This is a genomic window from Nocardia harenae NBRC 108248 (genome assembly GCF_001612885.1).
Lineage (GTDB): Bacteria > Actinomycetota > Actinomycetes > Mycobacteriales > Mycobacteriaceae > Nocardia > Nocardia harenae.
In genome coordinates, this window is the sequence record NZ_BDBH01000002.1 from 19,536 (window position 1) to 41,827 (window position 22,292).

Here is a 22,292-nt window from a genome sequence, read left to right on the forward strand (position 1 = left end):
TCACAGGATGAGCACTTATCCGCGGACCATGGAGTACATGGAAATCATCGAGTGCGCGGATGCCGCCGAATGGGAGCGTTGGCTGACCGAGAACCACGAGGGGGCCGGCGAGGTGTGGCTGCGGATCGCGAAGAAGGGGGCCGCGCGGGCGAGCGTCACGATCACCGAAGCGCTGGACGGGGCGCTGTGCGTCGGCTGGATCGACAGCCATCGGCGAGGTGGCGATGGCGAGCACTACCTGCAGCGGTACTCCCCGCGACGGGCGCGCAGCCCGTGGTCGGCGGTGAATGTGGCGAAGGCGGAGGCGTTGATCGCAGCCGGGAGGATGCAGCCTGCCGGGTTCGCGGCGATCGAGGCGGCACGGGCGGATGGGCGTTGGGCGGCGGCGTATCCCCCGCAGCGGAGTGGCGAGACGCATGCGGCGCTGGCCGCCGCGCTGGCTGATGACCCGGTTGCCCGGGACCGGTTCGACACGCTGGGGCGCAGTGCGCGCTACGGCTTCTCCCTGCGGGTGACCAAAGCGCGAACCGATGTCGGGCGGGCGAACCAGGTGCGGAAGGTGCTCGCGGAATTGCGGGCGTGACCCCTACGCTCTGCCGTACAACTCGTCGAGGCCGATCAACTCGACCTCACCACGGCTCTGCTCCTGTACCAGATCGTCGGTGAATCCAGCCCCGGAGAAGCAGAGCAGGCGGCTCGCCTCGGTGTCGTAGCGTCCCTGACGGCCGACGAGATCGCGGATGCGCCGAAGCCGCTCCAGGTGCCCGATCCCCATGACGTCGTTCCACTTCGCCTCGCCCAGCGCGAGCAGCGGCGGCCGATTCCCGTCGGCGTAACCGACCGCGACCACATCCACCTCGTGCGTCGTCCGATCGTCGGGATCGTTGACGGTGCCCGCGCACACCCGAACAGGCAGGTCCGCAAGCCGCCGCTCGTGCCCGTACTGCGCCGCCCACTCCCGGCACACCTGCTCGAAGTGCGGTCCGAGGACATTGCTCGTCCAGCGATGCGCGGACCGCTCCCAGATGCGCTCGATGGCCGTCGCCGCGCTGAGCTGGGACCAGTAGGGCCGCATGATCGCGTGGTAGAAGGTGAGCAGCGGTTCGGCGATACGGAAATCGGTGCGGTTGGCGCGGAAGGCGTCGACTTCGCGGGTGATCAGGCCCGCATCCTCGAGCACGGTCAGCGGGTGCGCGAGCTCGTTCGACTTCCGGCCCACATAGCCCGCGATACCGCCGCGGCCGCTGTTGCCGTTGGCGATCGCGTTGAGTACCGAGTTGTAGATGGCGCCGTCGCGGAGGTCGGGCTCCTCGGCGAGCAGGTAGCGGGCTTCGAGGAACATCGGGCTGCCCGGGGAGAGGACCGCGCGGACGACCCAGTCGTCGAAGTCGCCGAGCCCGCGCGGGGCGTCGTAGCGGATCATTTCGGTGCGGTACGCGGGCGTACCGCCGACCACGGCGTGCACGCGCAGCGCCAGCCGCGGGTCGTCGATCTCCCAGAACCGCGCCGCCTCCCGGTATCCGAGAGTGCGGACGGGCAGCTCGAGCGAGGCGCGGCCGCGCAGCGGGGCATTGCCGGACAGCAGTTTCCCCATGAAGGACAGTGCCGAACCGCACAGCAGCAGCCGGGTGCGGGACGAGGTGCGCTCGCTCCGCCGCGGGGCGTACGCACCCTGGAGGATGGAGGGCAGGGCCGGGTTCACCCGCGCCAGGTAGGGAAACTCGTCGATGACCACCGGGACGGGCCGCTCCGTTCCCATCCGAAGGAGCACGTCGATCACCTGCCCCCAGTCGGCGGGTGCGAACGGCACCACCGGCCGCAGGTGTCGGGTCAGCGCCTGCCCGATGGAGGCGAGCGACTCAGCATCGGCGGCTTCCTGCGCCGAGAAGTAGAAACCGCCCGCGCTCTCGCAGACCGCCTCCAGGAGGAAGCTCTTCCCCTGCCGCCGCCTGCCCGAGACGACGCCGAGCGAGGCTCCGCTGCTCTCGTCCGTGACGAAGCGGCTCAGCGCGGTCCACTCGCGATCCCGATCGAAGACGTCGGCTGGCTTTTCCACGGCGGCTCCTGAGAGAAGTACAGTTATGATAAGTATACTTCTCTCAATAAACCGCTGCTAGTTGCTGTTTTCGAGCCACTGCTCGAACGTCTGGGTGCCGCGATCGGCATCCGGCCCGGCAACCAGAGCCCCTTGCCGGAACGCACGCCCCGCCTTACCCGGCAGCGGGAACCGCAGCACCCGATCGCCGCGGCCGGTAGCGGCGGCATACCGGCGGATCATGTCGTCCAGCGGCAACTCCGCCGGGCCACCGAGGTCTCGCACCCGGCCCTGCGGCGCACCGACCGCCAAGTCGACCAGCCGCTCGGCCACCTCGCGCGCCGCGACCGGGTTCACCCGCATGGCGGGAACCAGCGTCAGCGGGCCGACCCGTACCCCGCCCTGCGGCTGCCCGGCGAACTCGTGGAACTGGGTGGCGCGCAGCAGCGTCCACGGCACCGGCCCCCGCTCGACGGCGCGCTCCTGCGCCATCTTCCCGGTGTAGTAGCCGAACGGCACCGCATCGCTCCCGACGATCCCGAGCAGCACATGGTGCCGCACCCCCGCCGCCTCTTCCGCGCGGTGCAGGTTCGCGGTGACCTGCTCGAAGAACTCCGTCGCCGCCGCGGCCGACCGGGTGACCATCGAGGTCAGATCGATCACCGCATCGACTCCGCTCAGGTCGAGCCCCGCACCGGTGCGCAGGTCCACCCCGGTCGAGCGGGCCAGCACCACCGCCTCGTGACCGCGCTCGCGCAGCACCTCCACCACCAGCTTCCCCACCGTCCCGGTCCCACCTGCCACCGCGATCCTCATCGCCCGCTCCTTCGCTCGTCGGTTATCGGGTAGACCGCGTAGGTCCGGAGAAGCTGACAGATAACCCGTGAGATCTACACCACCTCAGTGACTGCCCAGGTCGATGGTAAGAATTTTGACGACCGCGTGCGGATCGCCCTCTGCCCCTTCCCGCGTATCGCTGCAGTATTGGTAGTCGATGCGTCCGGCGCCGCTGATCTCGTAGTGGATGGTGCGGGAGTAGCCCGGCCACTTGGGGCCGTGGTGTTTGCCGCGCAGCATTGTCGAGCTGCCCACCTCCGGAGGTCGGCCTGGCGTCGCCGACACGTGGTCCCAGAACTGCCGCGCTGCGGTCAAACCGACGCGGTCGGCGAGTTCGTTCCAGACCTCGACGTACTGCCGGTGCACCAGCACCCGATAATCAGGTCTGTCTCGCGGTCTGCCACCGGGCGACCTGGCGGCGACGAATGGGCGGTAGGCGCCGGGTTGCGGATCGCCCTCAGCCATCGTCACTCTGGCGCGGAGCATCGACCTCGGCGAACTCGAGCTCGTCCGCCGAAGCGGTGTGGATCGCGCGGCGCGCGGGATCGCGCATGACCGAGGCGGTGGTCGCCCATGCTTGCAGCACTTCACGCAGCGGCGCCGGATCCTCCGACGCAACGGTGAGAGCGACGGCATTCCTGATCTCGGACAGCGCTTCAACCCGGTCGTCCGTGTCGAATTCCACCAGCCAGGCCAAGCCGCCCAGTTCGACCGGCGTCGGCTTATCGGTCCGCGCCAGCACGGCTTCGACGGCGAAGAGCAGAGTTGCGACCGAGGCCGCCTCGCGCAACGCCGCCACCCGGCGAGCCGCGAGCATGACCAGGACCGAGCCATCGGTGTCCCGCAGCGACGCAGAGTCCTGCTTGGCCTCGTCGAGGAACTCGCGCCGGCGCGCTCCCGCTAGGTCACTAACCTGGAACATCATCATGCCATGATCTTAGCAAGATCATGGCAGAGGACCTGGCTAGCAGCCGGATGGCACTTCATGGCCTAGCGGGCGTGTCGAAGCTATTGATCGAGGTCGCCCGGCGCTTGAAGCGGGTGCGGGCACTCAACGGCCTCGTCGGGATGGCCGAACAGGGCGACTTCGACGTGCTGCTCGACAAGCGCGAGTACCGGCGGTGATCGGCTACCTGATCGATACTTCCGCTGCGGTCCGCCTGCTCGCTGACCCGGCAGTGCGGCAGGTCGGCGCCGAGAATGAACCCGACCTCCACCTTACCCGCGGGAAGAGGTAGTTCCCGGCGGGCACCGGCGGTCCTCGTAGACCTCCATCTCGGCGAGCAGTTGCCCGTAGTCGGGCTCGTCCACGCCCATCATCTGCTGCATGGCCTTCGAGGAGAGCCCGACCTTGTGCCCGACCACCTTCGCGCCGCTCGCCAGCCGGTCCCTGATGTTCAGCAGCTGGATCTCGTAGGCGTCGACCACGTCGATTTCGGGGTGCCCAGCGGGTCGATCGCCACCCGTTCGCGCTCGGCGGTCGCGAGCTCGGTGGCCAGCTCCATTCGTACCGCGTCGGAGAGCACCTATCGGGTTCCTTCCACCATCGCCGCCCCGGCCACCGCCCGCCCGGCGCGACGTCCGGAGAAGACGCAGTCGGCGAGCGAGAGCCCGCTCACGTAGGAGCGCGAGCAGATCCCGACGGCGGTGCGGCCCGCGGCGTAGAGGCCGGGGATGTCGGCGCCGTCGCGGTCGCGCACGGCTCCGGTCTCCTCGTTCACCACCACGCCGCCCAGGGTGAGCATCGGGCAGGGGTTGGTGAGGCTGGGTTTGATACCCACATCGAACAGCCAGAACGGGCCGGTGTGGCAGGGTTCGCGGAATTCGGCGGGTTTGCCGACGGGGTCGGGGGTGCCGTTCGCGATGGCGGCGTTGTGCGCGTCGACGGTGGCGCGCAGACCCGCCGGGTCGATGCCGGCCCGCCTGGCCGCCTCCTCGATGGTGGTGGCCTTGACGGCCCGGCGTCGGATCGGCTCGAACTGGGCGCGCTGGAACCAGGCGCCTTCCCTGTGGATCTGCCCGAAGGCGCGGCGCGCGACCACGTCGTCGGCGAGCAGCCAGCCGAGGCCGCCGTGCTCGCGGACCAGTTTGCCGCCGACCGCCGCGCCGTAGCGGGTCTCGTCGATCACGCGGGTGCCCGCCGCGTCGACCAGCAATGCTCCGGCGAACGCGCTGGGCGGGAGGAGGAAGCGCCAGGCGGAGATATTGTCCATGTGCGCGGTGACGGCGCCCGCCCGCTGCGCCATGCGGATGCCGCTGCCGTCGTCGCCGGTGGTGCCGAGTGCGAGGCCGTGCCGGAACTCCGGGCCGTGCTCCAGCACCATCGCCCGATCGGCGATGAACCCGCCCGCGCTGACGATCACACCGCGCCGGGCGAGCACCTTCCGGGTGACGCCGTAGCGCTGCTCGAGCCGGGCCATGCGCTGCTCCATCGCCCTGCGCAGCGGCGGGTAGTAGATGCCCGGCTTGGCCGCGAGCGCCGCCATCCGCGCGAACCGGTCGCGCACGCGGCGGGGTGCCTCGTTCATGGTCACGCACTCGACGCCGATCACCGCGCCGGTGTCGTCGGTGAGTAGGGTCGTCGCGCGGGTGCAGGTCTCGAGCTGGATCCCGGCCTTTCGCATGGAGGCGAGCAGCCCGGTGGCGAACTTCTTTCCGGACACCCCGCGCCCCTTCACCCGGTGCCCGCGCTGCGCGGGCGGGATGTCGGCGAAGGCGCCGGAGAGCTCGCTGCCGGAGTGGTAGAGGTACCAGTCGTCGTTCGGGTAGGAGGTCTTGTAGGGGCAGAGCGAGGGGTCGAAGGGGACGCCGTGCTCGATCAGCCAGTCGATGAGCGCCGGGCTCTCGTCCACGAATCGGCGCAGCGTCTCCGGGGCGACCACGTCGCCCACCTCGCGCTGGAGGTAGGCGAGCATCCACGCCGGGTCGTCGGAGACCCCCGCCGCACGCTGGATGCTGGTCCCGCCGCCCGCGTAGACGATGCCGCCGGAGAGCGCCGCCGCCCCGCCGCCGGCGAATCGGTCCAGCGCGAGCACCCGCGCCCCCGCTGCCGCCGCCTCCAGCGCGGCGGCGGCGCCCGCGGCCCCGGCGCCGATCACGACGACGTCAGCGCTGCCATCCCACTCCATCCACCCTCCGAACTGAAACGAGTTACCCGGCTCATATCAAGTCATCTGCCACCAGACATAGACCGAAGCCGCGACCATTCTATAACGTGTTCTACATGAGCGATCGGGAATACGACGTGGTGGTGGTCGGCAGCGGCGCCGCCGGGATGACCGCGGCCCTCACCGCGGCACACCACGGACTCAGCGTCGTGGTCATCGAGAAGGCCGCGCACTACGGCGGGTCGACCGCGCGCTCCGGGGGCGGGGTGTGGATTCCGGGGAACAAGGCGCTGAAGGCGTCCGGGCGGCCGGACGACCGCGAGGAGGCCAGGACCTACCTGCACAGCATTATCGGCGAGGTGGTGCCGAAGGACCGGATCGACACCTACATCGACCGCGGCGCCGAGGCGTTCGATTTCGTGCTCGACCACACGCCGCTGAAGATGCGCTGGGTGCCCGGGTACTCCGACTACTACCCCGAGGCGCCCGGCGGGCTGGCCGCAGGACGCTCGTGCGAGCCACGGCCGTTCAACGCCAAGGTGCTCGGGGACGAGCGGTTCAAGCTGGAGCCCGCGTACAGCAAGGCGCCGCTGAACGTCGTGGTCACCCAGGCCGACTTCAAGCAGCTCAACCTGATCCGCAGGCACCCGCGCGGGATGCTGCGGGCGGCGAAGGTCGGCGCGCGCACCACGTGGGCGCGGCTGACCGGGAAGCACCTGCTCGGCATGGGGCAGGCGCTGGCCGCCGCCATCCGCAAGGGGCTGATGGACGCCGACGTGCCGGTGCTGCTGGAGACGCCGCTCACCGGGCTCGTCGTGGAGAACGGCCGGGTGGTCGGGGTGGACGCCGAGCAGAACGGGGAGGCGGTGCGGTTCACCGCCAAGCGCGGGGTGGTGCTGGCGACCGGCGGGTTCGACCACAATGCGGAGATGCGCGCGAAGTACCAGCGTGCCCCGATCACCACCGGCTGGACCACCGGCGCGCCCGCCAATACCGGCGACGGGCACCGGGCCGCCATCGAGCTCGGCGCCGATACCGACATCATGGCGGATGCCTGGTGGGGGCCGACCATTTTCAAGGGCGGAAAGCCGTGGTTCTGCCTTTCCGAGCGGAATCTGCCCGGGTGCATCATCGTGAACGACCGCGGCGAGCGGTTCGGCAATGAATCCGCGCCGTATGTCGAGGCGGTGCACACCATGTACGGCGGAGAGTACGGGGAGGGCGAAGGGCCGGGCGAGAACATTCCGGCGTGGCTGGTTTTCGATCAGCGGTACCGCGATCGGTACATCTTCGCCGGGCTGCAACCGGGGCAGCGGATTCCCAAGCGGTGGCTGGAGAACGATCACATCGTCTCGGCGCCGACGCTCGCCGAACTCGCCGCGAAGATCGGCGTGCCCGCCGACACATTGACGGGCACCGTCGAGCGGTTCAACGGGTTCGCGAAGTCCGGCGTCGATGCGGATTTCCACCGCGGGGACAGCGCTTACGACAAGTACTACGGTGACCCGACCGTCAAGCCGAACCCGTGCCTCGGCGCGCTGGAGGAGGGGCCGTTCTACGCCGTAGTACTGGTTCCGGGTGACCTCGGGACCAAGGGCGGCGTCGTCACCGATACCGCCGGTCGGGTGCTGCGCGAGGATCAGAGCGTGATCGAGGGGCTGTACGCCTCGGGCAACGTGAGCGCGCCGGTCATGGGGCACACGTACGCGGGCCCCGGCGCCACCATCGGTCCGGCGTTGACCTTCGGGTACCTGGCCGTCCTGGATATCGTCGAGCGGAAGGCCGAGGAGGGTCGCTGATGCCCATCGATCTGGAACGCGCGCTCGGCGCCGAACTGCCCGGACGCTCCTTCTCCTGGACGCCGTCGGATGTGCAGGTCTACCACCTGGGGCTGGGCGCGGGCACGCGCTGGCTCGACCCGGCCGAGCTGCGCTACCTGGACGACGTCGCGCCCCAGGTGCTGCCTACTTTCGCGGCTGTCGCACCGACCGTGCACGAGACCGAGCCGCCGCGCGTGAGCTACCCCGGCGTCGATATCGACCTGGCGAAGGTGGTGCACGCGCACCAGGAAATCGTCGTGCATCGGCCCATTCCGGCCTCCGGCAAGGCGACGCTCTCCGGTCGGGTGACCGAGGTGTGGGACAAGGGTTCCGCCGCGGTCGTCGTGCGGGAGCTGACCATCGTGGGCTCCGACGGGGAGCCGCTGTGGACCGATCGGTCGTCCATCTTCGCCAAGGGCGAGGGTGGGTTCGGCGGGGAGCGTGGCCCGTCGACCAAGGTCGAGATTCCCTCGTCCGCTCCGGATTTCGAGGAGCTGGTGCCGATTCTGCCGCAGCAGGCGCTGCTGTATCGGATGAGCGGGGATCGCAACCCGCTGCACTCGGATCCGGCGTTCGCTTCGGATGCCGGATTCCCCGCGCCGATTCTGCACGGGCTGTGCACGTACGGGATCGCCTGCAAGGCGGCGACGGATGCGCTTCTCGGCAGCGATGTTTCGCAGGTCCGTGGATTTCGGGCGCGGTTCGCCGGGGTGGTATTTCCGGGTGAGACCCTGCGGATTCGCGGATGGCGTTCGGGGGACGTGGTCACGCTCGGGGTGACCGTTGTCGAGCGGGACGATGCGCCGGTGCTCGCCGACGTGGAGTTGCGGATCGCGGTGTAGGTTTCGCCGCACCCGCGGCCGCACCAACGCCCTGCGCGGCGGTAGCGTCGGGCTCGCGGCTCGGATTCCCTGCCGCCGGGTAGCCGGACCGACCGCACACCGCCGCGCGTCGGCGCACCCGGCTCGGCGGCGCGCGGCGACTCGCCCCGACCGCGAAATCCGTGGCAGCGCGACGGCGGGGAAGCGCCCCGATCCGAACTCCCGACCTGCCATGATGGCCCGGTGCGGGTACTCGTGACCGGAGCGAACGGCTATGTCGGCCGGGCCGTCGTCGCAGCGCTGCGCGGCCGTGGCCATGAACCCATCCCGATGGTTCGGGCTCCGGGCCGGGTTGGTGAACCCAGCCCGGTCCGGGTCGCCGACCTGCACGATCCCCGGTCGCTCCGGGAAGCCGTTCGAGATGTGGACGCGGTGTGCCACCTCGCGGGCCGCACCCGCGCCCGCGAATCGCTGGCCGACCCGCTCGGCTACTTCCGCACCAATGCGACCGGGACGTTTCTGCTGCTCGACGCCATGGCGGCCGCCGGCGTCCGGCACATCGTCTTCGCCTCGACCGGCTCGGTCTACGGCGCGCCGGACCGACAACCCATGACCGAAGACCTGCCGCCCGCCCCGCCGCACCCGTACGCCGCAGGCAAGCTCGCCGCCGAACTGGCACTCGCCTCGTTCCCCGCCATCATCCTGCGAATGCTCAACATCGCGGGCGGCACCGACCCCGACCCCACCCGCCTGCTCCCCCGCGCGCTCACCGCCGCCGGATGCGGGGCGCCGCTCACGGTCAACGGCGACGGATCAGCGGTCCGCGACTATCTGCACATCGCGGACGCCGCCGACGCCTTCGCCGCCGCCGTCGACCACCTGCCCGCGGTCGAGCGGGCGGTGACGTACAACGTCGGGAGCGGGGTGGGGAGCAGTGTGAAGGACGTCGTCGCCGCGGTAGAGCGAGTGACCGGGCGGCCGGTTCCGCTCGAGTACCGTCCGGCGGCGCCGGAGCCTGCGGTTTCGATCAGCGATCCGTCCAGGGCGATCGCGGATCTGGGGTGGTCACCTCGCCGTTCAGAGCTCGAGGAGATCGTCCGGGACGCCTGGTCGACGCAGGTGCGAACACTCCGCTGAACTACGCCGATGGGGTTGCGGCGATATCCGCGGGCCATTCGATGTCGAGTTCGATGGAATCCGGATCGGCATCGTCCATGGTGGCGATGAGATGTTTACTCAGCCGCGCGACGTCGTAACCGGCTTCCGCCTCGTCGGCCCACCCTTGGACTATCAATGTGCGCTCACAGTGGCAGGTGGTCGGGTGAGGCGGGCACCGAAAGGTCGAACTTCCATCGGCCGGGCGGGCCGGGAAGGGCAGCGGCTCGGGTGTGCAGGGACAGGAAGTCCGCCCGGGACACCTCGATGGCGCCGAGGGAGGTGAGGTGGCCGGAAGCGATCTGGCAGTCTATGAGGGGGAACTTCCACGCGGTGAGCTGGGTGCAGAGCCAGTGGAGCGCGACCTTGGAGGCATCGCGGGCTCGGGAGAACATGGATTCGCCCGCGAAGGAACGGCCGCGGGCGACGCCGTAGAGCCCGCCGATCAGCTCGCCGTCGCGCCACACCTCGACCGAGTGCGCGTGCCCGAGCTGGTGCAGCCGGAGGTAGGCGGCGAGCATGTCCGCGCCGATCCAGGTTCCGGCATCGTCATCGCGGGGTTCGGCGCAGTTCGACATCACGGTGGCGAAGGCGCGATTCATGGTCACCGCGTAGTCGGCTCTGTCGACGGCTCGCCGGTACGACTTGGTGACGCGTAGGTCGGTCGGAATCAGGATGCTGCGCGGGTCCGGGCAGTACCACTGGATGATCTCGCCGGGGTCATACCAGGGGAAGATGCCTGCGGAGTAGGCGTTCAGCAGCCGCCGCGGGGACAGATCGCCGCCGAAAGCGATCAGCCCGGAGGGGTCGGCCAACTCGACCGGCGGGAAGGGCTGATCCGGATCGGCGAGGTAGAGCCGCATCAGGTCGGCAGCGTCGTCCATCGGGGAGACGCTACCGACCTTCGCGACCGGCTTCCTGCCGTCAGTTGACTGCCCCGGCCAGCCGCTCGGCGTAGGGGGCGACGAGCTTCCCGACGATCGGCAGCTCGGCGCGCACGCCGCCGGTCCGGTTCGCCTGCAGCATGGCCATGATCCAGACGACGGCGGCGAACACCCCGAGCGCGAATCCGGCCAGGCTGAGGATGATCCCGACCGCGCCGAGGAGCGAGCCGAGGATGCTCAGGACGATATTGAGTACGGAGACGGCGCCGAAGAAGACAGTCGACTGCGCGGCGTGGAAGCGGACGTCGGGGTCGTGCTTTCCCACGATGAGGAAGACGATTCCGGTGAGCCAGCCGAGGGCGTAGGAGAGGATCGCGCTGGTCTTCTTGTCGAGGCCGGTGGGGTTCAGGTTCTGCTGGGGAGATGTCATGCGGTAAGTAGATGCCGGGTTGGGCGCCTACCGATCCCAGGTTTTCGCAGGAGGCGCAGGTCAGAACTCTCCGGTGCGGATGCCGCTGGTGAAGGCGGTCCACTCGGCGGCGGTGAAGCGGAGGGCTCCGGCGGCGGGGTTCTTGGAGTCGCGGACGTAGTGGTCGCCATTCGGTGCCGCAGCCACCTCGACACACTCACCACCGGCCTGGCTGAAGCTGCTCTTACGGAAGGCCAAGTCCGAAAGGTCATAGTCCACGTTCATACTCCCTTGCCACCTGCCGGAGCAGTTGCCTGCTGTCCGCCTCATCCAGCGCAGCACGCACCAGGTGGGCGTGCGCCTCATGATACTTCGCTGTATCTTCCGGCTTCTCGAGGTAGAGATTGCCGACCACCGCTTCGAGGTAGACCACCGGCGGTTCGACGGGCTCACCGGGAGTCGTCTCACCGAAGCCGAGAATGACGAACGGCGGCAGCGAGACCCCGCCCGGAAAGCCTGCGGCGAACGGCAGCACACGGACCGTGACGTGCGGCAATTGGCCAGGCACGTCCGCGAGATGCCGCAACTGCTTCGCCATCATGGCGGAACTGCCCGCGGGTCGCCGCAACGCCGCCTCGCCGATCACGACATCGAGGCGGACCGGCGCTGTTCGCCGCTGGATGATCGTCCGCCGATGCGCACGGAACTCGACGTGCTGCGCCCACTCGTGTGCCGGACCTTCCGGCTGCCGGGCGCGGATCAAATCGTGCACGTACTGCGGCGTTTGGAGCGAACGCCGCCGTAGTCTCCGGCGGCACACCGTACACATCGCACAGCGCTTCGATATCGCGGCCACGTAGCCGCGTGGTCTCTCCCGCCTCGATCCGTTGCAGCGCACTCGCGCTCATCTCGATCAACCGGCCCGCCGCCGCTTGCGTCAGTCCGACCCGCGACCGCCACTCGCGGAGGTAGCGGCCGAGCTGCCGACGCGGCAGCGTCGATCCCGTTTGCGCATGGTCCATGACTCCCCCGTTCCGGGCTCAGCCGGGTACCCATTTCGGGTACCGCTGGCAACCCGCTTCGAATACGTACTCCCACCTGCGACGGGCACATCCCAGGGCCGATGAACGAATCCCCCTTCGGGCGTCCCGATTCGGCGAACCCTACTCCGCACCCGCTGTGTCATGGGCGCAAATCACCAGCCGGAGTACGCGAGCCTCTGGCATACATCCGAGAGCAGAGGCCGATGCGGACCGAACCACCGCCCTGGGGCACCACCGCCCAACAGCGCTGCGACTACTACCGCCGCGCATGCGGCATCCCCGCCTTCATCCCCGAGTGGTGTGCACAGCAAATCCTTGCACCCGGTGCAGAGATTTCCGCCATCACCATGCCCCGCATACTCGGACTCTCAGTCGCAGCCGACCTGATGTCGGCCGGCCACCACGGACCGATCTCCTGCTACCCACCCGCCCGCCGCTGGATGTTCCTGACCGAACCCGACCTGCCCGACGACAGAGAGCCGGTCGGGATGGCCGCAGCGAACGCCGGAATCGTCACCGACACGGACATTCCGCTTCCTTCACCGGGTGCCAGGCACGCGGCGGCACGGATCTGGATCGTCCCACCGGTCAGCACTGCTTTCCCATCCAGAAGCGCCGTGGTCTCCGCCCTACGCCGATGCGCGGCGCAGCGATGACCGCCCGCCCCGCTCCGGAGCCGCTGCCCGTTCGGAAACCGAAGCCGATACCCCCACCGATGACACTCATCCGGCCGCCGGAACGCGAACTGCTCGAGCGCCTCGCCGCTGCGCTCACCGGGTGGACCGGCGCGTGACAATGCCCTCACCACGTCCGCACGAGCCCGACGTCCGGCTCACCCTTCGCATCGGTGGAGTCGAATTCAACTTCGCCGCATGCCTCACCGCCGCTTTGGTCTTTGTCTGCGACCTCGAGCACCATCGTCTGGCGGAGACGGTTCGGGTAAGTCCGCATGGTGCGGCGGATGCGCCGCGCCTTCCGAACGAGCGCCTTTTTCTCGAACCGTAAATGGCTTCTGTTCGCCTAACGGCGAGACAACGTCCCCGACCTTCAACTGCCAGATCGGCGTGAGCGGCCAGTGTTTCCAAAAGAGTGTGCTCGACGCTACCGCCTGCGCCGGATAGCGGCGAGCGCCGCCGGCCAGGAAAAGCCGCCGGACGAATCACCGCCTGGCGCATGCGGCTCGTAGAGCACCCGGACCCCCGATTCCCGGAGCTCGGCCAAGCTGCGGTGAAAAACGCGATTCCCGGCAAGCACCGCGTTCACGTACGGGACCACAACGATCGGGACCCCGAGTCCGGTGAGTTCGGCGAGCTTGATCAGGACATAGGTATCGCCGATGCCCGCGGCCCACTTGTTGATGGTGTTGTAGGTGGCGGGGGCGACGATCACCGCGTCGGCGGGCGGCAGCGGTGGGTCACCGGGATTGCGGTGGGCTGTGCGTACCTCGTGGCCGGTGACGGCTTCCAACTCAGGGATGTCGAGGAAGTGCTCGACGGCGGCGGGCGTGGCTATGCAGTGGACAGACCAGCCATCGGCTCGGGCGGAGCGGACCATCTCCGCGGCGCGATGAGCTTCACCCGCGGCGCAGATGATCAGGTAGAGGGTGGGCACCGGGTGATCATGGCGCACCGGGTGCATACGACCGAGTCTGCCTGCGCGATTGTCAGCGCCGGGCAGCCGCGGCGACAGCCTCCAGCCGCGGCTCGATCGACCCGGCCATTGTGCTGATCTCACGCTCGCTGAGCTGATTTCTGCGCGCCTGGTCGGGCCAGCTCGCCAGCGCTGCCGCGACGTGGCGCATTCGCTCACGGGCCTGCTCGGCCGACATCCCGCAATCCTGCGCCAGCGCCAGCAAGCCCTCGATCTCGTCGGGCGGCGCGTCGGCTCCCGCGATGAAGGTCGATCGAGGCCGGAGCGGGTCCGGGTCCGGGTGCGCTGTCCGCGAAGGCGCGAATCAGCTCCCTTTGGTGCTGAGCGCCGGACACGAGGGGCAGTGCCGGGTCGATCGCCACGCCGTCATCCGCGAGGTAGCCGGGGTCGTAGTAGAAGGTGGTGGAGATCTGACCTCGATCACGGGTGAAATGGGCCCGGCCGACGGACCTGGTGTGCCCCCGCTCGTCCACCAGAACCTCGACGGTGGTCATCGCGCCCGCTTCTTGGTGAGATTGCCCGCGCGCAAGCGGCCGATATCGCTGCGGAGCGGGTCGATCGACTCCACAGCGATATTGAGCACACCGAGCGCGCGGAGCACCTGGGCGACGTTGCGGAAGCTGACACCTGGGTCGCCGGTCTCGATTCTGCGCAGGGTGTCGCGTGAGATGTCGGCCCGTTCAGCTACCTGCTGCGCGGTCAGGCCCAGGACCAGGCGCCAGCCGCGGACATGCTCGCCGAAGGAGGTGAGCTGTCGGTCGATCCGGTAGCCTGCCATCGGTCACCCCCTTCCGCTTATGGCGACTATGTGCGTCATAGCATGCCAGTATGACGAGAATACTCGCCATACTTCGGTGAAGAATGGGCGATGCAGCCTCAGCGCATCGCGGCGGTTCCAGCTCAAGGCGGTCCAAAAGGTAGCCCATGGCTCACCGGGAGTGCAGGGTGAAGACGACCGAGTAGTCGACTCGGCCGGGCGCGGTGGTGTGACCGTTCGTCGCGGTGAATGCGCAATTCGCGACGAGCCGGTACCGCGTATCCAGTTGGAGGTTCGGCACGACGGAGTGCCACTGGTAGTCCGCGGCAATGGACGGGTGGTGGTCGGCATATCCGCGCTTTCCCTCGACATGAGCTCCGCACGACATCGGCCCCTGCACGATCGCTCGCACGGAATCCGACAGTCGAAGAGACCAGAAGAGCCGGGGGTTCGCCGGATCGTAGACAGCGTCGGCGGTGAAGACGCCGTGGTCGCCGCTGTAGCGGTGTGCCGTGTTCGACGGAGTGAAGTCGGCTTGACCCGGCTTCGCGGACGCCGGACCTGCGGTCAGGATTGCCAGGATGCAGGCGATGACAGCCGAATGCGCGCAGCGCGACATGAGAATTCCCCCTGAGACGTGTGGTCGACGTCGACGTCGACCGGTAAGCCTTCGGCGACATCGGTCACCGAGGCATTGTCGAAGGCGGAGAAGTGGAACCACACGAGCGTTTCTCCGATTCGGATCACGCCCGTTCCCGTCGCTGGGTTCCAGCGGTGGATCGTGCCCCTGTCCATTTCCCCTCCCGGGTTCATCATCGCTCAGCGGTGGTCGGCTCGTCAGCAGATTTCGCGTCGGGCTGGGGCTCCACCGACGTAGCGGGAGCCGTCGGAGGGGTTGGCACAGAACCGTTGCGCCGCACGGCTACTCCGAGCAGCACGAGCGCGCTGAGGACCAGGACGAGGACCGGGGCGGCGAGGGGGGCGTAGGGAAGGTCGAGGGGGACGCTCGCTACGGCGACCGCGCAGCCGGAGAAGAACAGCGCTCCGACGACCGAGGGAATGGTGGTGGGGACGACGCCGGCCGGGGCGGTGACCGTCGCGCTATTCAGCAAGTACGTGGTGGCGACCAGACCTGCCGCGGCGCAGACAACCAGATCGACGTCGGCGAAAGCGATGAGCCCGACCACGACGAGGACCGCACACACGGCGGCGATCCGGAACCACAGGCCGATGGCGGCCAGGACCAGGACGACGACCGCGAGCCGCGGCTCGACCGTCGCGACGGAGACGGCGAGCAGGACCCCGGAGAGGGCGGCGAGGAAGCGTTTCATCGGCGGGCTCGAATCATCCGGCGGTGCTCGGGGATCAGCTTCATGACCTGGTCGAGCCTGGCGTCCTCCGGCCAGCCGACGATGTCGACGCCGACGGTCCCCATGTCGCGGTACATGGCGGTGCGTTCCAGCTGCCACATCTTCCCGAGGGTGGGGTCGAGTCCGCCCCGGAACGGGGTGCCGCGCAGGACGTCGACCACGATCACCACGTGACCGCGCTTGCGCAGGTCGATGAGGGCCAGGGCGAACTGGGTGTCGAGCAAAGTTGAGAACGCCACGATGATCGCGCCGAGCGGCACAGCGGCGTGCGGGGCGAGGGTGCCGGTGGTCGGAATGTGCTCGTCGCCGACATCCAGCACCGTGTCGACGATCCGGTAGAACTGCCGACGCCCGATATCGGGCCGCAACCAGCGCGGCGTCTCGCCGAGGCAGACAACCGCGGTGCGGTCGCCGGCCTGCAGGGTGGACTGCACCACCTGGGCGGCCCCGCGCACGGAGAGCTCCAGCGAGTCGGTGGCGGGGCCGGGGGCCTGCTGGGAGGTGTCGACCAGCACGACGACGTCGGCGGAGCGATTGGTGAACCGCTCGGTGACGTAGAGCTTCCCGCGCCGCGCACTCACCGGCCAGTTGACCAGCCGCAGTTGGTCGCCCGGCGCGTAGGCGCGAATATCCGCGTACTCCACACCGGGCCCGTGTTTCCGGGTCAGATGCACTCCGAGCCGCTCCGGCATATCGATGCGCGGCAGCGTCAGCCGCTGCGGATCGGTAATCGGGTACACGTACAACTGCCCGGCGGGCAGCACGGCGGTGGCGACGGCGAGCCCCGCCGGACTCAGGGCGGACACGCGGACGGCCGCCGGATACCGCCCCCACCGCCGCGCGGAGAGCGTCAACCGCAACCCGGCGGGCGCGAGCCCGGAATCCGAACTCTCCTCGACGTGTACGGCCAGCCCGGCCAGCGGCTCCGGCGTCATCCGGAGCAGCGCATGCCCGTCATCGACGAAAGCGGCGACCTCGAAGGTCACCTCCTCGGTCTCGAAACACCGCATCGTCCCCGACCCGTCCACCTGGATCCGGGTCCGCGACTGCTGCCACGGCGCGGTGATCAGCACACCGATCATCGGCGCGGCGAAAACCACCAGCTGCCACCGTTGTAGGACCAGGGCGAGCAGTAAACACATGCCTGCGACCGCGAGCAGCATGAAGACCAGCGGCGCGGGCCGCCACCGCAACTCCGCCTCGACGCTGGCCCCGGCGTTCCGATGCCTCATGAGTTCGTGGCGCGCGGCACCGGAAGGCGGCGCAGCAGTTCCGAGATCACATCCTCGCCGCGAATGCGCCGCACCCACATCTCCGGCCGCAGCGTGATCCGGTGCGCCATGGCGGGCACGGCCAGCGCCTTGACGTCCTCGGGGATGACGTAGTCGCGGCCGAGCAGCAGCGCCCGCGCCCGCGACATCTGCACCAGGTCGAGTTCGGCGCGCGGGCTGGCGCCCACCTCGACCTGCGGGTGCGCGCGGGTGGCGGCGGCAAGGGCGACGACGTAGCTGACCACGTCGGGGTGCACGGTCACGTACTCGACGGACTGCCGCATCTCCAGCAGCCCCTGGGCATCGACGACCTGCCCGACCTGCGGCGGCACCGCCCCGCGCTCCAGGCGACGCCGGATCATCTGGGTCTCGTCGTGTTCGGAGAGGTAACCGAGCCGTAACTGGATGGCGAACCGGTCCAGCTGGGCCTCGGGCAGCGGGTAGGTGCCCTCGTACTCGATGGGGTTGTCGGTGGCGAGCACGATGAACGGATCGGGCAGCGGAAAGGTCTCGCCGTCGATGCTCACCTGCCCCTCCGCCATGGCCTCCAGCAGCGCGGCCTGCGTTTTCGGCGGGGTGCGGTTGATCTCGTCGGCGAGCAGCATGTTCGTGAAGATCGGGCCGCGGCGGAAATTGAAGCGGCCGGTGTTCATGTCGTAGATGGTGGAGCCGAGCAGATCGGCGGGGAGCAGGTCGGGGGTGAACTGCACCCTGGTGAAATTCAACCCGAGGGTGGCGGCGAACGATCTGGCGATGAGCGTCTTGCCGAGGCCGGGCAGGTCCTCGATCAGCACGTGCCCGCCGGCCAGCACGGCCACCAGGATCAGCTGCAATTCGTCGCGTTTACCCACCACCACCCGCGACAGTTCGCGGAGGACGGCCTCGCTGCGGTGGACGGTAGCGTCCATCGGCATGGTCATGTGAACACCCGCATTTCCCTCGACCCCATTTTCACAGTCGCTGCAATCGGCGCAGGATCTCGTCCAGTGCCGCCCGGCCTGGCGCGCGACCGGTGTGATCGCGAGTCGCCGAATCGGCCGGGTCCACCCATCGCCACAGCTCCGGCCCGAACTGCAGCAACCCCGCAGCCTCGGTGGCTCTCCGGTTCTTGGCGATCCGCAGCCCGGTGGAGAGTTCGAACTCCTTTGCCAGCATGGGACGCAGGTGCTTGTCCCAATCGGCCCTGGTCCCGTCGGCGCGGTCGGCGAGCACGGTGGCCCGCGCCTGCCAGCGCTCCAGCATCTCGGCCGGGCCGTTCTCCATGTCGGCGGGCGGCGGATCGGGCTCGCTGAACGGCTGCCGCTCGCTCAGCCACCACCTGGCCAGCACCCAGAGCACCAGCACCAGCGGCACCGCGGCGACGAGCAGCGCCAGCTCGCGCGCCACCCGGAAGGCGATCAGCTCGACGAACAGGACGACCACCGCCCCCGCCGCCACCGCACCGGCACGGTTCATGCCATTTCTCCCTGCAGATCGGCGAGCACGACCCGGAGCAGCTGCTCGGCGCGCATGCGCTGCCACTCCAGCATGGCGTGCGGGCTGAACCGCGCCTCCTCGAACATGGCAACGAGCTCGCGGGCCGACGCGTCGCGCAGCGCGCCGTGCTCGAAGGCCCGAGCCAGCACCTCCATGGGGGTGTCGGAGGCGAGCGGGGCGGCGGCGCGGTCGGCGGAGAGCCCGCGCTCCATGGCGACGTAGCAGGCGATGATGGCGGTGCGGGCGTCCTGGCCGGGCGCGTTCATGGCGGCCAGCCCCATCTCGGCGGCGCGGGCCAGGGTGTCGATCTGGCTCGGGGTCTCCGGCTCGAGCGGCGCCGCGGCCACCCGCCTGCGGGTGTTCGGGCCGGAGAAGAGCACAACGAGCAGCCCGATCAGCGCGGCGCCGAGCAGCACGGCGGCGGTGACGGCGGTGAGCAGCAGCGCGGTGCCGTCCAGCCCGAGCGGGGCGGCGCCGGGGTCGGGGGGCGGGGCGTCGGTGGTGAGCGGGGCGGTGCCGGTCGGCGAGGGCGGCAGCACGACCGGGCCCGCCTCCTGCTCCGGCGCGGTGGCCCGCAGCAGGTACGCCACCGACCCCACCGCCAGCGCCATGGCCAGCAGCGCCAGCCCGGCGACGACGAGTACCCCGAGCGGGCCGAGTTTGCCGAGCTCGCGCTCCTCCTCGCGCTCGGGTTCGGGCACCGCCAGCGGCAGCCGGTGCCTGGAGGCGATCACCCCGGCGGCCAGGATCACCACCGAGACGGTGAGCAGCACCGGCATGAGCGCGAGGGTGAGCGCGGATGGCGCGACGGGCTCCGGCGGGCGGGCCGCCTCGGCGCCGGGCAGGTGGCCGCGGAGCGCGACGAGCGCACAGCACAGCAGCGCGATCGATACGACCACGCGTGCGATCGGCGCTCGCGCCCTTGCCACGTTCAGTTCACTAACCCCCGATCACACCGAATTCGCCCACATAGTTACATGCCGGGTGGTCCGCTCGAGTCCGAATCGGTGACATCCGGAGGGCTCACAAACCGCTCTCACCAGCGCTCTTGCCGACCGGTCGGGTTCGGCCACAAACTACACGGGCGGCCGCTGTGCAATCTCACGTCACTGTCTCAGGAGGTGGAACAGGTATCAGTTCGGCGAGCCTGCTGAGCATCCGGGCCAGCCCGGGGACCGGTGATGAGCGCGATGGTCGGCTCGAACTGCTCGTGGAAGACGGGGTTCGGCAGCAGCTCCGCGGGAGCCTGGTTGGCTGTGACGATTACCAGGACGCGGCGGGTGAAGAGCACGTCGAGCAGGCGGGCGATGAGCATGCCGTCGCCGATGTCGTCCACCTGGAACTCGTCGAAGCAGAGCAGGTCGACATCGCCGACCACCATGTCCACCGCGGTGCGCATGGAGCCGGTGATCCGGACGGCGGCGCTCAGGTCGGCGAAGAAGCGGTGGAAGTGCAGCCTGGCCTTGCGCTTGGAGCTGGTGGCGGCGAAGAAGCGGTCCATGAGCATGGTCTTGCCGCGGCCGGGGCGGCCGTGCAGGTAGATGCCCGCCGGGCGGGAGCCGCCAGGTTTGCGGACCCGGCCGCGGCGGTCGAGCAGGGCGTCGAGGGCGGCCGCGGCCGCCTCTTGCGCAGCGTCGAGCGCTGGTTCGAGCATCGGCGCACCTCCGCACTCGGTTGTAGTGCATCGGAGTTGATACGGGCGGTGGTCGTGAGCAGGTGCACAGTGGGCGAGTTCGGTCGGCGCCGCCCCGGCCGTCACTCCGCCCAGCCGAACTCGCTGTAGGGGGCACCCGAGCGCCAGCCCTCGATGCCGAGTGCCGGGTAGCGGATGAGGTCCGCGGGGAGGGCGCCGAGCGGGAACCAGCGGAGTTCGTAGCACTTGTCCGGCTCGCGGTTCTCCGGGGTGCCGCGCCACCGCTCGGTGTGGAAGAAGAGGCCGAGGCGGGCAGCGCGATTCGGGCTCACCACGTGCGCGGTGTGTACCAGGCGCAGGTCGGCCGGGTCGATCTCGACCCCGGCCTCCTCGCGCGCCTCCCTGACCGCGCCGAGCGCGGCCGGTTCGCCTGCCTCCAGCTTGCCCGCGGGCAGGTGCCAGCGGGCCTCGAACTCGTCGCCGCTGCGGCGCAGGCTGAGCAGGATCTCGTCCTGCCCGGTGAGCAGGATGTGCACATCGACCAGGTGCCGGGCGATCACGGCGGCGCTCCTCTCCGGCGCGGGGTGGTGCGCCGGACCCAGCGTGCCAGCGGAGCGCGCAGCACCGCGGATCGGGCCGCGGGCAGGCTCTTCACCGCGGCCGGGTCGGCGCGCATCCCAGCCATGCCGCGCGGGCGAGCGGCCGGGCCGAGTTCACGCCGCGCTGAGGATCAGCCCCGACGTCGGGACGCCGGTACCGGCGGTCACCAGGACGTTCCGGACGTCCGGCACCTGATTCACCGAGCTCCCCCGCAACTGCCGAACCCCCTCGGCGATCCCGTTCATCCCGTGGATGTACGCCTCGCCCAATTGCCCGCCGTGCGTATTCAACGGCAACCGCCCGCCGAGTTCGATCGCCCCGTCGGCGATGAACTCCCGCGCCTCGCCGCGCCCGCAGAACCCCAGCTCCTCGAGCTGCATGAGCACGAACGGGGTGAAGTGGTCGTAGAGCACCGCCGTCTGGATGTCGTCCGGCCGCAGCCCGCTCTGCGCCCAGAGCTGCTCGCCGACCAGCCCCATCTCCGGCAGCCCGGTGAGCGCGTCGCGGTAGTAGCTGGTCATGACGTACTGGTCGGCGCCGCTGCCCTGGGCGGCGGCGGTGATCACCGCGGCCGGGTTGGGCAGCTCCTTCGCCCGCTCGGCGCTGACGATCACCAGCGCGACCCCGCCGTCCGACTCCTGGCAGCAGTCCAGCAGGTGCAGCGGCTCGGCGATCCAGCGCGAGTTCTGGTGGTCGTCCAGGGTGATCGGCTTGCCGTGGAAGAAGGCGTCGGGGTTCACCGCGGCGTGTTTGCGGTCCGCGACCGCGACCCGCCCGAAGTCTTCGCTGGTCGCTCCGTAGACGTGCATGTACCGGCGCGCCACCATCGCCACCTGGGCGGCCGGGGTGCCGAGGCCGTGCGGGTACGACCACCCGGCGTCGATCCCGGACGAGGTCGGCGCCGCCGCCAGCGAACTGGAGAACTGCCCGAATCGCGATACCGAGCGCTCGTTGAAGGCCCGGTAAGCCACCACCACCTCGGCCACCCCGGTCGCCACCGCCATGGCCGCCTGCTGCACGGTGGCGCAGGCCGCGCCGCCGCCGTAGCCGATGTGGCTGAAGAAGGTGAGCTGCGGGATGCCGACCGCTCGCGCCACCGCTACCTGCAGGTTGGTGTCCATGGTGAAGGTGGTGAGGCCGTCCACGTCGGCCGGGGTGAGCCCGGCGTCGGCGAGCGCGGCGGTCACCGCCTCGGCGGCGAGCCGGAGTTCGCTGCGGCCGGACTCCTTGGAGAAGTCGGTGGCGCCGATCCCGGCGATCGCCGCCTTCCCGGACAGTCCGCTCATGCTGTGCCCTCCGGGCATGGACGAGCGCCCTCCGTGGCCACGCTGCGCTCCCGCCTCCGGGCCTGACTCGCTCATGCTGTGCCCACCCGGCATGACCGAGGGCCCTCCGTGGCCACGCTGCGCTCCCGCCTCCGGGCC

At 69.7% G+C, this 22,292-nt stretch carries 30 protein-coding genes and 2 pseudogenes; 6 read left to right on the top strand and 26 right to left on the bottom strand.

Annotated elements, in window-relative coordinates; all coding sequences use genetic code 11:
• Positions 1-37 precede the first annotated feature (37 nt).
• Positions 38-583 carry a YdeI/OmpD-associated family protein gene (locus tag NH2_RS02945; RefSeq protein ID WP_067649169.1) on the top strand — a complete coding sequence of 182 codons (546 nt, stop codon included), beginning with the start codon at positions 38-40 and terminating at the stop codon, positions 581-583.
• 3 nt (positions 584-586) lie between these two features.
• On the opposite strand, the gene NH2_RS02950 is transcribed toward NH2_RS02945, so the two are convergent.
• From NH2_RS02950 to NH2_RS02965, 4 genes are all read right to left on the bottom strand, one after another.
• Entirely contained in the window at positions 587-2,056 is a 1,470-nt protein-coding gene (locus tag NH2_RS02950) for an AAA family ATPase (RefSeq protein WP_067647803.1), read from the bottom strand.
• A gap of 57 nt (positions 2,057-2,113) precedes the next feature.
• Positions 2,114-2,851, bottom strand: coding sequence for an SDR family oxidoreductase (locus NH2_RS02955; protein ID WP_067647807.1), 738 nt, complete (start codon positions 2,849-2,851; stop codon positions 2,114-2,116).
• Positions 2,852-2,935: 84 nt separating this feature from the next.
• On the bottom strand, positions 2,936-3,244 hold the full coding sequence (locus NH2_RS02960) for a hypothetical protein (protein WP_067647811.1): 309 nt from the start codon (positions 3,242-3,244) through the stop codon (positions 2,936-2,938).
• An 85-nt stretch (positions 3,245-3,329) separates the two neighbouring features.
• Positions 3,330-3,800: a hypothetical protein gene (locus NH2_RS02965; protein WP_067647815.1), complete on the bottom strand. Its 471-nt coding sequence runs from the start codon at positions 3,798-3,800 to the stop codon at positions 3,330-3,332.
• Between the two features lie 71 nt (positions 3,801-3,871).
• Between NH2_RS02965 and NH2_RS30065 the strand changes: the two genes are divergently transcribed.
• Entirely contained in the window at positions 3,872-3,997 is a 126-nt protein-coding gene (locus tag NH2_RS30065; protein ID WP_281202012.1) for a hypothetical protein, read from the top strand.
• Positions 3,998-4,032: 35 nt separating this feature from the next.
• Here the strand turns inward: NH2_RS30065 and NH2_RS27915 are convergent.
• Both NH2_RS27915 and NH2_RS02975 read right to left on the bottom strand, forming a co-directional pair.
• Positions 4,033-4,398, bottom strand: a pseudogene (locus NH2_RS27915) (2-keto-4-pentenoate hydratase); the annotation flags it as partial.
• The gene (locus NH2_RS02975; RefSeq protein ID WP_067647820.1) at positions 4,399-6,000 is read right to left on the bottom strand and encodes an FAD-binding protein; all 1,602 of its coding nucleotides are present in this window, start codon (positions 5,998-6,000) and stop codon (positions 4,399-4,401) included.
• A 95-nt stretch (positions 6,001-6,095) separates the two neighbouring features.
• Between NH2_RS02975 and kstD the strand changes: the two genes are divergently transcribed.
• The 3 genes from kstD to NH2_RS02990 all read left to right on the top strand — a co-directional run bounded on the left by kstD (position 6,096) and on the right by NH2_RS02990 (position 9,757).
• Positions 6,096-7,778, top strand: coding sequence for a 3-oxosteroid 1-dehydrogenase (kstD, locus tag NH2_RS02980; protein WP_084505237.1), 1,683 nt, complete (start codon positions 6,096-6,098; stop codon positions 7,776-7,778).
• On the top strand, positions 7,778-8,641 hold the full coding sequence (chsH3, locus tag NH2_RS02985; protein WP_067647826.1) for an enoyl-CoA hydratase ChsH3: 864 nt from the start codon (positions 7,778-7,780) through the stop codon (positions 8,639-8,641). The genes kstD and chsH3 overlap by 1 nt, the downstream gene beginning before the upstream one ends.
• Before the next feature lie 222 nt (positions 8,642-8,863).
• Entirely contained in the window at positions 8,864-9,757 is an 894-nt protein-coding gene (locus NH2_RS02990) for an NAD-dependent epimerase/dehydratase family protein (protein WP_084505175.1), read from the top strand.
• Position 9,758: 1 nt separating this feature from the next.
• Here NH2_RS02990 and NH2_RS28545 read toward each other — a convergent pair whose 3' ends face one another.
• The 6 genes and pseudogenes from NH2_RS28545 to NH2_RS29605 form a co-directional block, all read right to left on the bottom strand.
• A complete protein-coding gene (locus tag NH2_RS28545; protein ID WP_157103585.1) occupies positions 9,759-9,914 on the bottom strand; it encodes a hypothetical protein in 156 nt (51 codons plus the stop codon).
• Positions 9,915-9,921: 7 nt separating this feature from the next.
• Positions 9,922-10,659: a leucyl/phenylalanyl-tRNA--protein transferase gene (gene aat, locus NH2_RS02995; RefSeq protein WP_067647831.1), complete on the bottom strand. Its 738-nt coding sequence runs from the start codon at positions 10,657-10,659 to the stop codon at positions 9,922-9,924.
• A gap of 40 nt (positions 10,660-10,699) precedes the next feature.
• Positions 10,700-11,089, bottom strand: coding sequence for a DUF4870 domain-containing protein (locus NH2_RS03000; RefSeq protein WP_067647834.1), 390 nt, complete (start codon positions 11,087-11,089; stop codon positions 10,700-10,702).
• 60 nt (positions 11,090-11,149) lie between these two features.
• Complete coding sequence (locus tag NH2_RS03005; RefSeq protein WP_369690023.1) at positions 11,150-11,434, bottom strand: DUF397 domain-containing protein; 285 nt, start codon at positions 11,432-11,434, stop codon at positions 11,150-11,152.
• Positions 11,337-11,840, bottom strand: coding sequence for a DUF5753 domain-containing protein (locus NH2_RS03010; RefSeq protein ID WP_067647840.1), 504 nt, complete (start codon positions 11,838-11,840; stop codon positions 11,337-11,339). Before NH2_RS03010 ends, NH2_RS03005 begins: the two co-directional genes overlap by 98 nt.
• A gap of 82 nt (positions 11,841-11,922) precedes the next feature.
• Positions 11,923-12,090: pseudogene (locus NH2_RS29605) on the bottom strand (helix-turn-helix domain-containing protein); the annotation flags it as partial.
• Between the two features lie 224 nt (positions 12,091-12,314).
• On the opposite strand from NH2_RS29605, the gene NH2_RS28550 reads away from it, so the two are divergent.
• Positions 12,315-12,767, top strand: coding sequence for a DNA-directed RNA polymerase subunit beta (locus tag NH2_RS28550; protein ID WP_157103586.1), 453 nt, complete (start codon positions 12,315-12,317; stop codon positions 12,765-12,767).
• Positions 12,768-13,212: 445 nt separating this feature from the next.
• Here the strand turns inward: NH2_RS28550 and NH2_RS03015 are convergent, their stop codons facing one another.
• From NH2_RS03015 to NH2_RS03070, 14 genes are all read right to left on the bottom strand, one after another.
• The gene (locus tag NH2_RS03015; protein WP_218021653.1) at positions 13,213-13,722 is read right to left on the bottom strand and encodes a flavoprotein; all 510 of its coding nucleotides are present in this window, start codon (positions 13,720-13,722) and stop codon (positions 13,213-13,215) included.
• 52 nt (positions 13,723-13,774) lie between these two features.
• Positions 13,775-13,939 carry a hypothetical protein gene (locus NH2_RS29455; RefSeq protein ID WP_218021654.1) on the bottom strand — a complete coding sequence of 55 codons (165 nt, stop codon included), beginning with the start codon at positions 13,937-13,939 and terminating at the stop codon, positions 13,775-13,777.
• On the bottom strand, positions 13,917-14,255 hold the full coding sequence (locus NH2_RS03020; RefSeq protein ID WP_218021655.1) for a HipA N-terminal domain-containing protein: 339 nt from the start codon (positions 14,253-14,255) through the stop codon (positions 13,917-13,919). The genes NH2_RS29455 and NH2_RS03020 overlap by 23 nt, the downstream gene beginning before the upstream one ends.
• Entirely contained in the window at positions 14,252-14,539 is a 288-nt protein-coding gene (locus NH2_RS03025; protein WP_067647846.1) for a helix-turn-helix domain-containing protein, read from the bottom strand. Before NH2_RS03025 ends, NH2_RS03020 begins: the two co-directional genes overlap by 4 nt.
• A gap of 151 nt (positions 14,540-14,690) precedes the next feature.
• On the bottom strand, positions 14,691-15,137 hold the full coding sequence (locus NH2_RS03030) for a hypothetical protein (protein ID WP_067647849.1): 447 nt from the start codon (positions 15,135-15,137) through the stop codon (positions 14,691-14,693).
• A gap of 193 nt (positions 15,138-15,330) precedes the next feature.
• The gene (locus tag NH2_RS03035) at positions 15,331-15,849 is read right to left on the bottom strand and encodes a hypothetical protein (RefSeq protein ID WP_174552793.1); all 519 of its coding nucleotides are present in this window, start codon (positions 15,847-15,849) and stop codon (positions 15,331-15,333) included.
• Entirely contained in the window at positions 15,846-17,120 is a 1,275-nt protein-coding gene (locus tag NH2_RS03040) for a DUF58 domain-containing protein (RefSeq protein WP_067647852.1), read from the bottom strand. The genes NH2_RS03035 and NH2_RS03040 overlap by 4 nt, the downstream gene beginning before the upstream one ends.
• Positions 17,117-18,079, bottom strand: a complete 963-nt coding sequence (locus NH2_RS03045; protein WP_067647854.1) for an AAA family ATPase — start codon at positions 18,077-18,079, stop codon at positions 17,117-17,119. Before NH2_RS03045 ends, NH2_RS03040 begins: the two co-directional genes overlap by 4 nt.
• A 31-nt stretch (positions 18,080-18,110) precedes the next feature.
• Positions 18,111-18,614, bottom strand: coding sequence for a hypothetical protein (locus tag NH2_RS03050; RefSeq protein WP_067647857.1), 504 nt, complete (start codon positions 18,612-18,614; stop codon positions 18,111-18,113).
• Positions 18,611-19,534, bottom strand: a complete 924-nt coding sequence (locus tag NH2_RS03055) for a DUF4129 domain-containing protein (protein ID WP_067647860.1) — start codon at positions 19,532-19,534, stop codon at positions 18,611-18,613. Before NH2_RS03055 ends, NH2_RS03050 begins: the two co-directional genes overlap by 4 nt.
• Before the next feature lie 215 nt (positions 19,535-19,749).
• Positions 19,750-20,289: an AFG1/ZapE family ATPase gene (gene zapE, locus NH2_RS03060; RefSeq protein ID WP_067647865.1), complete on the bottom strand. Its 540-nt coding sequence runs from the start codon at positions 20,287-20,289 to the stop codon at positions 19,750-19,752.
• Between the two features lie 101 nt (positions 20,290-20,390).
• The gene (locus NH2_RS03065) at positions 20,391-20,828 is read right to left on the bottom strand and encodes an NUDIX hydrolase (RefSeq protein WP_067647868.1); all 438 of its coding nucleotides are present in this window, start codon (positions 20,826-20,828) and stop codon (positions 20,391-20,393) included.
• On the bottom strand, positions 20,825-20,953 hold the full coding sequence (locus NH2_RS30070; protein ID WP_281202006.1) for a hypothetical protein: 129 nt from the start codon (positions 20,951-20,953) through the stop codon (positions 20,825-20,827). Before NH2_RS30070 ends, NH2_RS03065 begins: the two co-directional genes overlap by 4 nt.
• Positions 20,954-20,981: 28 nt before the next feature.
• Positions 20,982-22,154: a lipid-transfer protein gene (locus tag NH2_RS03070; RefSeq protein ID WP_067647871.1), complete on the bottom strand. Its 1,173-nt coding sequence runs from the start codon at positions 22,152-22,154 to the stop codon at positions 20,982-20,984.
• Between the last annotated feature and the right edge of the window lie 138 nt (positions 22,155-22,292).

Excerpts from the sequence above, each read along its gene's own strand:
- NH2_RS03050 (WP_067647857.1), bottom strand. The coding sequence starts at position 18,614 with ATGAACCGTGCCGGTGCGGTGGCGGCGGGGGCGGTGGTCGTCCTGTTC.
- NH2_RS02955 (WP_067647807.1), bottom strand. The coding sequence starts at position 2,851 with ATGAGGATCGCGGTGGCAGGTGGGACCGGGACGGTGGGGAAGCTGGTG.
- NH2_RS03030 (WP_067647849.1), bottom strand. The coding sequence starts at position 15,137 with ATGTCGCGCTGCGCGCATTCGGCTGTCATCGCCTGCATCCTGGCAATC.
- NH2_RS03020 (WP_218021655.1), bottom strand. The coding sequence starts at position 14,255 with ATGACCACCGTCGAGGTTCTGGTGGACGAGCGGGGGCACACCAGGTCC.
- NH2_RS30070 (WP_281202006.1), bottom strand. The coding sequence starts at position 20,953 with ATGGCTGGGATGCGCGCCGACCCGGCCGCGGTGAAGAGCCTGCCCGCG.
- NH2_RS03035 (WP_174552793.1), bottom strand. The coding sequence starts at position 15,849 with ATGAAACGCTTCCTCGCCGCCCTCTCCGGGGTCCTGCTCGCCGTCTCC.
- NH2_RS02965 (WP_067647815.1), bottom strand. The coding sequence starts at position 3,800 with ATGATGATGTTCCAGGTTAGTGACCTAGCGGGAGCGCGCCGGCGCGAG.
- NH2_RS03045 (WP_067647854.1), bottom strand. The coding sequence starts at position 18,079 with ATGACCATGCCGATGGACGCTACCGTCCACCGCAGCGAGGCCGTCCTC.
- NH2_RS02975 (WP_067647820.1), bottom strand. The coding sequence starts at position 6,000 with ATGGAGTGGGATGGCAGCGCTGACGTCGTCGTGATCGGCGCCGGGGCC.
- NH2_RS03070 (WP_067647871.1), bottom strand. The coding sequence starts at position 22,154 with ATGAGCGGACTGTCCGGGAAGGCGGCGATCGCCGGGATCGGCGCCACC.
- NH2_RS03000 (WP_067647834.1), bottom strand. The coding sequence starts at position 11,089 with ATGACATCTCCCCAGCAGAACCTGAACCCCACCGGCCTCGACAAGAAG.
- NH2_RS03025 (WP_067647846.1), bottom strand. The coding sequence starts at position 14,539 with ATGGCAGGCTACCGGATCGACCGACAGCTCACCTCCTTCGGCGAGCAT.
- NH2_RS29455 (WP_218021654.1), bottom strand. The coding sequence starts at position 13,939 with ATGTCGGCCGAGCAGGCCCGTGAGCGAATGCGCCACGTCGCGGCAGCG.
- chsH3 (WP_067647826.1), top strand. The coding sequence starts at position 7,778 with ATGCCCATCGATCTGGAACGCGCGCTCGGCGCCGAACTGCCCGGACGC.
- kstD (WP_084505237.1), top strand. The coding sequence starts at position 6,096 with ATGAGCGATCGGGAATACGACGTGGTGGTGGTCGGCAGCGGCGCCGCC.
- NH2_RS03040 (WP_067647852.1), bottom strand. The coding sequence starts at position 17,120 with ATGAGGCATCGGAACGCCGGGGCCAGCGTCGAGGCGGAGTTGCGGTGG.
- NH2_RS03005 (WP_369690023.1), bottom strand. The coding sequence starts at position 11,434 with ATGAGGCGCACGCCCACCTGGTGCGTGCTGCGCTGGATGAGGCGGACA.
- NH2_RS02945 (WP_067649169.1), top strand. The coding sequence starts at position 38 with ATGGAAATCATCGAGTGCGCGGATGCCGCCGAATGGGAGCGTTGGCTG.
- NH2_RS28550 (WP_157103586.1), top strand. The coding sequence starts at position 12,315 with ATGCGGACCGAACCACCGCCCTGGGGCACCACCGCCCAACAGCGCTGC.
- zapE (WP_067647865.1), bottom strand. The coding sequence starts at position 20,289 with ATGCTCGAACCAGCGCTCGACGCTGCGCAAGAGGCGGCCGCGGCCGCC.
- aat (WP_067647831.1), bottom strand. The coding sequence starts at position 10,659 with ATGGACGACGCTGCCGACCTGATGCGGCTCTACCTCGCCGATCCGGAT.